The sequence below is a fragment of the Parasediminibacterium schistidii genome (assembly GCF_046546515.1).
Taxonomy (GTDB): Bacteria; Bacteroidota; Bacteroidia; order Chitinophagales; family Chitinophagaceae; genus Parasediminibacterium.
The window spans coordinates 18,555-32,491 of the sequence record NZ_JBKHKJ010000030.1; the positions used below are offsets into that span (position 1 = coordinate 18,555).

At 41.6% G+C, this 13,937-nt stretch carries 1 protein-coding gene; it reads left to right on the forward strand.

What is annotated here, in order from left to right; translation table 11 throughout:
- Positions 1-542 precede the first annotated feature (542 nt).
- On the forward strand, positions 543-13,679 hold the full coding sequence (locus ACHFIY_RS15675) for a DUF8693 domain-containing protein (protein WP_410847059.1): 13,137 nt from the start codon (positions 543-545) through the stop codon (positions 13,677-13,679).
- The last annotated feature ends 258 nt before the right edge of the window (positions 13,680-13,937 follow it).

Genomic DNA, 13,937 nt, shown 5'->3' on the forward strand with positions numbered 1-13,937 from the left:
CACACACACTACCTGCATATTATCCTTGACAGATAATGTGCAGGTAGTTTTTTTGTAGCCTGACAATATAAAAAATCAGCAAACATAAAATGTTGATTGAGAAATTTCGCCATTACCAAGTAATAGCACCAAGCCTTTTTACACAAAAAACCTTCAATAAAACACTCTTTTCTCAGGCATAAAAAAAGATTGTGCATAAAATTCTTCCATTATATATAAAAACTCTCTAATTTTGCTATTAATGTGTATTAATTACACAATAACGATTGAAATAAAAATGGTTGCAAATGCTGTATGGAAAGAAAATCTTTCCTTTGTTTATTCATGCAAAAAGTGTGCAAACAGCTAGTTTGGTCGTTTTAGGCAATTTTTTGAAACTTGCCGCCTTGTGGCTTAGTATTTGAAGAGCATACCTTGCATGTTTTTTATTGTTGGCTACCTCGTTAGGTAGCAATGGGCTAATTCTATCAAATTGTATTAGATGCAGCCAAGATTTTTTTATAATAAAATTATTAAGCATATTTTTTTTTAAATTGTTTGCCATGAAAAATTTTACTCCTTGTTTCCAACTTTGGAAAAATGCTTTAGCCAATATAAATTTAAAAAAAATACCTCACTTGGTATTGGCGTTGTTTTTACTGGGAGGGATGGAAGCCAAGGCGCAATCTTACCGCACTGTCGGCTCATTTACAGGAACTACTGCCGATTTTACAACAAATGAAAAGTACTCTTCTGTCGATAATGTAGATTACTATGTAACCTTCGATGCAAACTATATTTATTTTGGTGCGTTTAGAACAAACAATAATACATGGGGGCAATTTGACCACTTAAATATATATGTTGATGCAGATGCAAAATCTGGTGTTACATCTGGCGGTAGTGGAACTACCACTGGTGTGAACTGGGATGGTAATACGCCAACATTACCCATTCAGGCCGATTATAAAATTGCATTGAGGAGAAATAACAGTGGTGAAAGTTTTTATAGCTCATATAGTGGAAGTTGGTCAACAGGCTCTGCAAATGCAAAAGGCTACAGCCAATATGCAACTTCTACTGCAAATGGAGCTTTAGAAATTAGGGTGCCTTGGACTGATTTGGGAAGCCCTAGTGGTATTTATTTTATTATGTATGCTTCCTATAGCACTGGTTATTATGGTTCTGCACCCAATGGCACTTCTGGTGCAGGCCCTGCAAGCGGTAAATACTTTGGAGGTATTGGTGTGAGTAGCGCAGGATGTTATCCTACCAACACAATAAGCACACCTATTATTGATGCTTATTCTGGTGGGGCTCCTACGAGTGGTCAATTGTACGGAAAAGTAACTTTAACAGGTTCTTCAATTACCTTAACTGGTAACACAACTGTGGCACCGGGCGGTAGTTTGGTTTTGGCATCAGGCGTTACTTTTGGTGTACAAAGTGGCAAAACGTTGAATATGGCATCTGGTAGTTCGCTAACCAATAATAGCGGGTCTACTACTCCTTTTACAAATTTAACTGCTACTCTGAATTTCAATCTTTCTACAAATTATACTACTATTACTGGCTCGGTTTCTTATATTAATGGAAGCAGCACAACTACTGTGCCTTCCACTGTTTCTTTAGCCCTCAATGCTGGGGTTGATTTCGGGGCATCCTCTAATACTACTGTAAATGGTACAGTTACCTTGAACAATGGGGGCTATGTCAGCACCAACCCACCTGTTTATGCCGCTGGTACACTTATTTATGCAAGCGGTACCACTTATACTGCTGGTTCTGAGTGGGTAACCAATGCCAGTTCAGGTGCTGGCGTGCCTAATAATGTGCAAATAGGTGCTTCCGCAACAACCAACAATACGGTGCTTACTTTTGGCAGTTCCAGCGGCTACCGCCAAGTACTTGGAGCTTTAACGATTACAAACTTAACAACTGGTAACGGCTTGATCCTTTCTTCCAGCTCAGGTGGCGACCTTTACCTTGCTGGAAACTTTTCAGCCCCCCAAACAGCAGCATCGGCTTACGGAGGCTTCGCAGGTGGCTTTAATGGAAATGGCAGGGCTGTATTTTTTACAAGCGCAACAAGTGCTATTACAACACAGTCAGTTACTGGGCCTTCCTCTGGAGCTGCATTAACCATACCTTATGTAGTTTTTGGAACAAGTGCTTCTTCAGCTACTGCTGGGCATAGAAACGTTCAATTGGGTGCAGACCTTATTATTTCGGCACCTAATGGCGGCAATGCCGTTATTTTCGACTCTAGCTATTTAAGTTCTACGGCAGTTGGTGATGCAATAATTATTAATGGCAAAACGCTTACTATCGGTACAAGCGGCCAATCTTGCAGTACGACTGCTTTATATAACACGGGCAGAAGCACCATTGGAACAATAAAAGGCAGTTCTACTTCTAACCTAGTGGTTAATGGTAATGGAGGTAGTACATTTAATTTAAATTTGGATAATGGTGGAGGAAGCTCTGGTTTAAATACTTTGACATTAAACCAGCCAATAACCTTGCTTACAAAAGCTACAATATACGGTACTGGTTCAACAGCAGGTATTGTGTTGAATGGTAGCTCTATGCTAACGTTTGCACCCACAGCTGCTAATTTTCTCTACATAACTGGTGATATTAATATTGCTTCATCAGGAAGTATTGATGCAACCTCAGCTAACGCTACAGTTGCGTTTAGTGGTGCAGCAGCCCAAAGCATTCCTGCTGGTACTTTTAATACATCAACTGTAAATAACTTAGCAATCATAGATTCTGTTGGTGGAGCAACTTTGAACCAATCGCTTACTGTAACTGGTAATACACAGGTTGGTACTTCTAATCAAAGTGGTATATTGATTGTTCCCAATGGAGTGGTTTTAAATACTGCTACACTGTCATTAACAAGTAGCAGTGTGGTAGGTCATGTTGGTACGCTAACCATTAATGGCGGCAGTGCCCGTGCTGTTTATGGTGGCTCATCAAATGGTACAGTCGTTTATACAGCTGGAAATTTCAATACTGCAAGTGGCACTACCACGCTTACTGTGAATGGGTATTTAAAAAATTCTGTAAGCTCAACTATAAATCCTATTGCACTCACATTTGGGGCAAACAGCTTATATGAACATGCAACTAATGGTGGAACAATACCTACCCCTACTTCTGGTGTTTGGCCTTCAAACGCTACTGTTTATGTAACAGGCATGAGTTCAACCGCGCCATCTGGATTAACGCAAAACTTTGGCCGCTTTATCTGGAATTGTGCTAGCCAAACAGCAGACGTACAGGCTGGTTCTGGTTTTGGGACGCAAGACTCATTATATATACAAGCTACCAACGTTGCTAGCCCATCAACAGTTAGGAATTTTAGGTTAGGTGTAATCAGCGCAACTACAGCTTATTTATTTGGGAATATTTATGTAGGTAGTGCAAGTGGCAATACTGCCTTGCTTGATTTGAATTATAATGGAACTATAACAACTGATACCGCATCGAAGGTTACATTATTGGCCTCTGGCACTTTGAAAGCCACTGCTTCTAGCTCGCTATTTTTAAAGGGCGATTGGAGCAATGCTGGTACTTTTACATCAACAAACATTCCGGTTACATTTAATGGTACTTCAGTTCAGGCAATTAATGGCACCACTTCTTTTAATGCGTTAACGGTCAATAATGCTGCAGGGGTTAATGCCAATACTGATGTTACCGTTTCTGGTCTATTCACTCAAACAAGTGGTACTTTAACTATTGCAAGTGCTAAAACATTAACAATTGGTGGTACATTATCCTATACAGCTGGTGGCATAGATGCAAGTGCATCAACGGCTACGGTGGCTTTTACCAATAGTGGTGCATTAACATTAAATGCAGGGTTCTTTAATGCTAATGTTTCAAAACTTACTTTGAATGGTGCTGGCGGTGTAACGTTAGGTGCTGCTTTGACTGTTTCAAACACATTGACATTAACAAGTGGAATAATAACTACTACTGCTAGTAATTTATTAACCCTTTCTAATACTGCCAATACAGCAGTAAGTGGAGGTACTACTACTTCATTTGTTAATGGCCCATTAATTTGGAACTTACCTTCTGGTGGTAGTAGTAGTACATACACATTTCCCGTGGGTGCTGCTACGACTTATCTGCCATTGGCATTGGCTGCCCCATCTGGCACAGGTGCTTTGACTGCTACTATTCAAGCTTTTTTAGCTAATTCAGGAGGTTCAGCAAGCGGTACATTGTCTTCTATCAGTACTACAGAATATTGGTCTATCTCAACAACTGGTAGTTTTACAGGAGCTTCTGTTTCTTTAACAAGACAATCTACGATTTCACCACTCAACGTTATTGCTTCTAGTACCACTTCAAATGGTGCTTACATTTCCTTGGGGGGTACACCAGCGGCTTCCTCTGTAACTGGTTCAAACAATACTGGAAGTACAACACCACAATACTTCTTATTTGCACAAGTTTCTACCCCTACAGTTACTTCTGTTACTGCAAACAGCCCTATCACAGGACAAACTGCATTAGGGAATGGTTATTTTGGTCAAACTGTAGCTATTGTGGGGACGAATTTTGCAAGCGATGCTACAGTAAGTTTCAATGGCACTACTGCAGCTTCTCTTACTTATAATAGTGCTACATCTTTAACAGCCACTATTCCTAACGGCTGTACTACTGGCGTAGTTACAGTTACTAACCCAAGCACTACCTTGTCTGCAAATTCAAGCTCTTTTAATATACTTGGATATTTATCTGTTGCATCAACTGATTGGAATACAACCACCACATGGGCGGGAAGTGTTGTACCTGCTTTGAATTCAACAGTTACTATCAATACGTCAGTAACATTAACTGGAAATGTAACAAATGCACCCACAAGCATTACCATTAACAGTACTAAGAGCTTAATATTAAGTTCAACAGGTACAATAACTGCTACTACTGTTGTAAATAATGGCACATTCACACTTAATGCAAGCGGAGCTACTTTAAACATTGCAGCTGGTGGCACATTTACCAATAATGGTACTTCAACAAGTACAAACGGTACTGTAAACTTTGCTGGCGCAGGCACGGTAAATGGCTCTTCAAATACTACTTTTTATAACTTTACTATCAATACAGGCATTGTAGCTTTAAGTACTGTTCCTACTATCAATGGTACTTTCACTATCAATGGGGGCAATATAACAGCATCGCCCATTTATGGAGCCTCTTCCACGCTTACTTATGCCGTTTCTTATGGTCGTTATTTAGAATGGAATGCAACAGGATCTGGTACAATAGGTACAACCCAAGGATATCCAAATAATGTAACGGTTACTGCTGGTACATTAGATATACCTAATGGTACAAATAATGTGGCTAGGGCAATGAATGGAACGTTTACTATTGCTAGTGGAGCAACTGCAACGATGAGTGCTATGACAAACGCATTATCTATTGCGGCACTATCCAATACAGGTACTTTAACGCTTTCCACTGTATCAGGTGGCGACTTGAACGTAACAGGTGCTTTGGGTAATACTGGCACTTTCACACCTAATCTTCGTTTGGTAACTTTCAATGGCAGCTCAGCCCAAACCATTACGGGTACAACTACTTTTGATTATGTTACATTAAACAATAGTGCAGGACTTACTTTAGGCACTAGCACCAATGCCACTATAAACAAAACACTCACCCTTACTGCTGGAACATTTACTGTTGCGGCAAACACTTTAACCATTGCAAGTACCCTATCAGTAAGTAGCGGTAATATTGATGCTTCAAATAGCAGTGCAACTGTTGTATTTAATGGTTCGGCTGCCCAATCTATCCCCAATAATACATTTACAAGCACAGTGAAAAACCTTACCATCAGTAATACCAATAGTTCAACTGGGGCTACATTAAACCAAAATATTACTGTAAATGGCACGTTATTGGTGAGCAGTGGTGGATATTTTACCATTCCTAATGCTATTACTTTATCTTCGTCTAGCACTGTAACAGTTACGGGTACAATGACTGTTGCTGGTACTGGTTTATCATCTGCGGCAACTATTGGCGGGGTAAATAATGGTACTGTTTTGCTTTCAGGTTCTGGTGTACCTACAATCAATGGTACTTTAGCTATGAATGGTTATTGGCAGCATGGTACATCGGCTGTATTTACCTTGGGTGTTTCTCCCACAATGACTTTTGGTGCTAATAGCGTATATGAAATTACTAATATTAATTACACATCATTGCCATTTGTTACAGCTACAAACCCGCTTTGGAACAGTAATTCAAATATTATTGTTACCAATATGAGTAATGCCAATCCTTTGATTGCAACAACATCTTCTGGAACAATTTTAGGCAATGTAACTTATCAAAGTACTAGGACACTGGTATATCTTGCAGACGCTAATACCAATGGTTTTAAAGCTACCGTTGCTGGTAACATTACGTTCAACAATCCTACCATTACTACTAGGTCATTTATTTTTGGAGACCCTGGGGTTGGTGGTGCTACAAATATTAATGATACCATCAATATTGGAGGCGACTTTACTGCTACTTCTTGGACAGGCCTGTTAAACAACTCCAGTGGTAGAACCTTTACAGGTTGCAATTACGTTTTTAATTTTGCTGGGAATTTCATTGCCCCAGGAAGTGTTTCAGGAACTTCTGGAAATGGTTTACAATCAGGGGCATTAACCGCTGGTCAAAACACTATCAATTTTACTGGAACAGGCAAATATCTGAATTACAATTTGAATTTAGCCAATGCAGCTACAAATATTACCGGTTCATACAGTTTATACAATGTTTGGAATGTAACTTCAACAAATGTTACTGGCTCTTTAACTTGTTATGATAACACCCTTGCTCCTTTTGCAGTAACCAATGGCACATTTACGCTTGCAGATGGTGCAACCATCAAAACAAATAGTGCAACAGGTTTAAATGGTTCCATTACTACCGGTAGTACTAGAACTTGGGGCATTGCCACTTATCAATTTGATGCACCTGCTAGTGCTGCAGCAACTATTACGGGTAGTTACTTACCTACCACCGCTATTGCCAACTTAATTATCAACAATACTTCGGGCGTAGCATTAACCAATAGTTCATCTACAGTAAACACTGCATTAACACTTATCTCAGGTGCTTTAAGTTTAAATGCTAAAACCATCAATATAGCATCTAGTGGTGTTTTAAACAATAGTGGAGGTAGTATTGCAACTACTAATACAAACGGTTCTGACGGGGGTACTATATCATTTTTAGGTACAGGAACTGTAAATGGAAGTGCTCTCACATTCTATAACCTTTCCGTTGCAGGTGGCACTACTTTATTAAACGCCTCTCCAACCATCAATGGCGTATTTACCATTAATACCAATGGATTTATAAGTACCAATTCACCTTATTATGGCACTTCATCAACCTTGTTTTATAACCAAGCAGGTGCTTATAATCGTTCTATAGAATGGCTGCCAAATACCACAAGCAGTTCAGCCGCTGGTTACCCCAACAATGTAACTATCGGCAGCAGTACGCAAGCAGGAGCATTTAATTTGAGGAACGTTACTAATAACCTGCAAATGGGTGGCAACTTAACCATTGGTGCATCTTCTGGCTCTGCCAGTTCCTTAACGATGGATGAAGCCACCACCCCAAGAGCATTAACGGTGGTAGGAAATGTAGTTATCAATGCAACTGGCACGTTAACGCTTGGTAACCTTGTTAGCGGCAATGCTGGTGACCTTTATGTGAAAGGCAACTTTACCCGTTCCGGCACATTTGTGCCTAATAGTAGAGCTGTGTTTTTTACTGGCTCATCAGCTCAAACAATTACAGGTGCAACCACATTCGATTATTTAATTATCAATAATACTTCTGGTGGCGTTTCCTTGGCTGCAAGCAGTGCTTGTGCGGTTAATCAAACCCTTACATTGACCAGTGGCTTATTAAGCACGGCCAATTCAAACCTTACTATTGCCAGCACTGGCAATGTATCTGGTGGCAGCACCACGAGTTATATAGATGGTCCATTGTTAGAAACATTGGCTGGTAGTTTAACTTCGTCTGGAACATACTCTTTCCCAGTAGGTAATAGTGGTACTTATTTGCCGCTCACTTTGTTAAATGTTACTACTGGAGCAACTGGGCCAACTATTACCGTTACTGCAACTAATAGTGGTTCAGGCGGTACGGCGGATGGTACTGGAGTCTCATCTATTAGTGGTACTGAATATTGGAAAATCGCTACTTCCGCATCTGGCACTTATTCAGGCGGCACGGTAAATATTACTCGCCAAACTGCACTGGGTTCGTTCAATATGATTGCTAAGTCCACCACGTTATCGGGTACTTATAGTGCTATTGGCGGCACAACAAGCGGCACTACTATCACTGGTATTGCTACCCCTGGCACAGGCAGCATTGCAACAAATAGTTCTATTTATTTGGCAATGGCAGTTGCAGTAGGCGGCACACCAACCATAACTTCAGTTACGGCAAATTCGCCTATCACGGGGCAAACAGCCTTAGGCAATGGCTATTTTGGCCAATCTGTTGCCATTGTGGGTTCAGGTTTTGTAAGTGGGGCCACTGTTAGCTTCAATGGTATTGCATCTCCTTCTGTTACTTTTAATAGTTCTACTTCTTTAACGGCAACTATTCCCGCTTTAAGTACTGCAGGTGTGGTTACAGTTACTAATCCAAATACTTATTCTGGCAATTCATCTTCTTTCAATCAATTGGGATATGTAACCACGGCAGATGGCATATGGAATGGATCAAATACCGCCATTTGGCTAGGTGGTGCAGTGCCTGCAACGGGTTATCCCATTACATTGGTTAATGCCATCACTTTGGGGAATACAATTAGCAATTCACCAGCAGGTATTACTATTGCAAGTGGAGCAAGTTTGACTCAATCTAATGGTTCAGTAACTTCAACTGGGGCTGTGTTGAATAATGGAACATGGTCTTTATCTAATGGTACATTTACTACAGGTAATGGTGTTGCAGTAACAAATGCAGGTTCATTAACAATATCTGGTGGGACATTTACTACGGGCACTTCTGTAGTATTTACAAACTCAGGAACTTGGTCAATGACAAATGGTACGATAAACATTGGTGCTAGTGGCACATTGACAAATAATAGCACAGCATCCTTAACAGGTGGTACTATCAGTTTTACTGGTGCAGCAACTGTAAATGGTTCTACTGCATTGACTTTTAATAATATTAATATAAATACAGGTACTGTTGCGCTCTCTACTGTACCTACCATCAATGGCACATTTACCATTAATGGTGGTAACGTAAGTGCAGCACCTATTTATACGGCTTCTTCTACGCTTTCTTATGCTACTTCCTACAGTCGTTTTAACGAGTGGTCAGCAACTGGTGTGGGAACAATAGGAACTACTGCTGGTTATCCAAACAATGTAACCATTGCTGGCACTGCTACCACGGTTGATGTATCAAATAGTAGCAACACCGCTAGGGCATTGAATGGTGCTTTGACCATTAATAGTGGCAATACCCTAACCATGTCTGCCATGACTGGTTTATTAACTGCCTCAAGGGTTTCGATAGCTGGTACATTAACACTTTCCTCAGCAAATGGTGGTGACTTAGCTGTAACAGGAACTAGTTCTGGAACTGGTGCTGCATTTTATTTGAATGGAGGTACTTTCACACCTAATGGCAGAGCTTTATTTTTGTCTGCCACAGCAGGTACTACGCAGTATATTGGTAATGCAACTGCTACGGTAATTACTATTCCTTATTTAGTATTTTCAAATGCTTCAAACCTAATATTAAATAGCGATGTGTCTTTTACTGCACCTAGTGGTGGAAGTGCCATTTCGTTTCCTTCGGGCGGAGGTACTCTTAGCAACTTTATAAATATCAATGGCTATAACATGGTGGTTGGTACTGCTTCGCAAACAGCAAATGTATCTGGTACTTTGTATGTAAAAGGCGGTGGCACTGGAACATCTTCTACGCTTAGCATCAATGGAGCTTCTGGAACAATTTCATTAAATGTTGATGGTGGTGGTGGAAATTCATTCTTAAATACATTAACCATTAATCATCCTGGTGTTACACTAGTGAATAATAGTAATACTTATGTACAAAATTCCTTGGTGCTAACTTCTGGCACACTGAATATTGCCCCATCAAGTGGTACTGTTAATTTTCAAATTGGAGGCACTGTTTCTCGTACATCTGGCAATATTAATGCATCTACTTCTGCTGCAATAGTTACTTTCAATGGAACATCTGCTCAAACATTCCCTAGTTCTACTTTTTCAGGGTCAATTTATAAGTTGGTTATTAATAACACAGCTAGTACCAACCCTGGAATAACTATTCCCGCTGACTTAACTATTTCTAATAACCTAACGCTTACAGCTGGCTTAATAAGCACTGGGGCAAATACGGTTATCATGAGTTCAGGTGCATCTATTTCTACTCCTTCAGCTAGTTCTTATATTGATGGCAAGTTAAAACAGACTTATACTTCTGCTTCCGCAAAAACATTCCCTGTAGGTAAAGGTGGCAATTATCGCCCTGTGGTGTTTACTTACACGGCCAATCCAACCAATAAGGATGTAACAATAGAGCAGTTTGAATCTGGCAACCCACTTACAATTCCTTCCACGGCCAGCACTGCAAGGCTTGGCAATAGGTTTTGGAACATTGCTCAATCTGCTACTGGTACTAACTATACTGTTGGATTAAACAATGGTGGTTTCACGCCAACAGGCACAGTGAGTATGCTTAGAAGAGAAGGTACTGGTTCAACTACTTCTAATGCGGTTTCTTTCAGTACGCCAACTTATACAAACAGTACCAGTTTCTCTACTACCAATACCTCAAATGATGTGGCTTTGGTTGAGTCTGCCATACCACTTACTGTTACAGGTGTTATAGCTTCTAATAAATCCTATACAGGTACTAACACTGCCACGCTTGATGTATCAAGCGCTGCATTAAGCGGTGTGCAAAGCCCAGATGTGGTAACATTAAGTACAGGTAGCGCAACAGGCACTTTTGCAAGTGTAAGCGTGGGTACAGGTATCACGGTAAATACTGCTGGCTTCACTATTTCTGGTGCAAATGCTAATGCCTATACCTTAACCCAGCCTTCTACAACAGCAAACATTACCACTGCTTCCTTAACCATTACTGCCAATGCTGTAAATAAAACCTATGGCACTACGATTACGGGTGGCAGCGGCTCCACAGCATTCACGCCAAGTGGACTGCAAAATAGCGAGACTGTTGGTTCGGTTACTATTGCTTATGGTTCTGGTGCTGCGGCAACAGACGCTATTGCTACCTACACAGGTAGCGTAACGCCATCTGCAGCTACTGGCGGCACATTTACTGCCAGCAATTATAGCATTTCGTATGCGGCTGGAAACTTGAATGTGATAGCTGGTGCTGCTGGAAACTGGGTGGGTCTTACAAGTACAGATTTTAGCACGGCATCTAACTGGGCGGACAATGCACTGCCTACAAGCAGTACCAATATTGTAATACCAACAGGTACTACCTATTTGCCAGTATTGTCAGCAGATGCCACAATAGCCAATTTAAGCATTGCTAGCGCAAAAACAATAGGCCTAGGGGGTAATACCCTTACCATCAATGGAGCAGTATCGGGTACAGGTACCATTACAGGTTCTGCTACATCCAGCTTAGTAATAGGTGGCACGGCAGGCACTATCAGCTTCACCGGCGGTGCAAAAACATTGAAAAACTTTACGATTAACAGTAGTTCAAGCGTTACGCTAGGCGATACATTAAACATTACAGCTGGCTCCACCCCTGGCACGGTAACAGTGGGCAGCGGTTCCACATTATCTAGTGGCGGCTACCTGATATTGAAATCGGATATCAACGGCACGGCAAGGGTAGCGGCAAGTGCAGGCACTATTAGTGGCAACGTAACCGTGGAAAGATACATTACTGCAAAATCTGTCCGCAGGTACGGCATACTTGGCAGCCCAGTGAGGGGTTCCACCATCCGCAATGGCTGGCAGCAGCAGGTGTATATTACTGGGGCTGGCACTGGCGGCACGGTGTGTGGCAGCACAACTGGCAATGGCGGTACAACCGACAAATACAACAGCAATGGCTTTGATAAAACCCAAGCCGCAACCCCAAGCATGTACACCTACTCGGTAAATGGGTCAGGCACTCCATCATGGACATCGGTAGCAAATACTACCTCTATCAATACGGTACCCGGCACTGGCTACCTCATCAGCATCCGAGGCGATAGAAATGCTGGGGCAAGCTGCGCAGACCAGTTGAACACCACTACGCCTACAGCACCGGCAACGGTAACGCTGAGTGCAACAGGCACTTTGGGCCAAGGGGACACAACAGTTAATTTGAACGACCCTTCCAAGCATTTATATACGTTGTTAGGCAACCCTTACCCAAGCCAAATAAGCTTCACTGCTCTGCAAGGAAGCAACAGCAGCAATATTACTTGGAACATGTGGACGCTTACACCAAGCAAAACCACTTATACAACCTATTCAAATGGCACAATAGCCAATGGGGCTACAGGATATGATAATACTTATGGCGATTTTATAGGCAGTGGGCAGGCTTTCTTCGTGGAGGCAAAAACAACTGGCAGCGGCACGGTAACCTTTCAAGAAAGCCATAAAATAGGAAATGCCCTTCCTAATACCCAGTACTATGGCACAGCCAATAGTAAAATAATAAGGGTCGGCTTGAAATCGGCATCAAGCGACCCGATTGACGAAGCTGTATTGCGGTTCAATAATTATGGTTCTAAGTCATACAGCCCAGACTGGGATGCTGCAACGATGGGCAGTGCTAGCCAGTCAATAGCAGCATTGAAAGGCAGCACGAGATATGCCATAGCCACTTTCCCAGATAATATTGCAGACACCACGGCTTTAAGCGTAAACGGTACCACAGGTACTTTCCACCTGTCTATAACAGGGGTTGAAACATTGGATAGCACACAGACAATCACTTTGCGCGACAAGTTCCTGTCCACCAGCCAAGACTTGAGGGCAAACCCTGTGTATGCCTTTAATGTAACAAGTGATACAGCAAGCAAAGGCAACAACCGTTTCGACATTGTGTTTGGCATGAGCAGCGGAACGCTGCCTGTAAACTTCACTAGCATTACTGCAACGGAAAATGGGGGAGGGGTAGCCGTGAAATGGAAAGTGGCACAGGAAACCAACATTGCCGCCTATAGCGTTGAAAGGAGTGTTGACGGGGTTAGTTTTGCCCCTATCGCTACTATAAAAACAACAGGCAGTAATAGCTATTCAATACAAGACAACCAATTGCCAACAGCTAGTGCCTTGTACTACCGCATCAAGGCAGTAGAGCAAAGCGGCACAGGCAAGTACAGCGGCGTGGCCAAAGTAACCCTAGCTGCTGCCCGTGCATCTATGGTTATTTACCCTAACCCGGTAAAAACCCAGTTGAACCTGAGCCTAAGCCATGCAAGCAGCAACGGTAGCTATACGGTGAGGGTAGTAACAGTGGCTGGCATAGAAGTGTTGAGGCAAGCAGTGCAAATGAGTGGCACAGGCATCAGCATCAATGCAAGCACATTAGCAAGCGGTGTATATATGGCAGAACTTACCAATGCCAATGGCGACAAATGGATGGAGAAATTTGTAAAAGAATAGGATTTTAAGTGTTAGGATAGGGAGAAAGGTAGCGGCTACTTGCCAAAGCAAGTAGCCGCTTTTTGTTGCAACAAGCAATAACATAAGGCTACGAGGCTAGAAGCCTCGTAGAGTAGGGCGAGGGATTATCTATTAAAAGTGTCAACTTTTTTAGAACGAGGCAACTTGTAATATTTTTTTTGTAATAAAAATAATTATCACAAAATGATTATTGCAACTTTGTAATAATTGTTTTGTGATAATTTAAATTATTGCAGA

What these genes read in the sequence shown, in the direction of transcription:
- ACHFIY_RS15675 (WP_410847059.1), top strand. Translation starts at nt 543, where the DNA reads ATGAAAAATTTTACTCCTTGTTTCCAACTTTGGAAAAATGCTTTAGCC.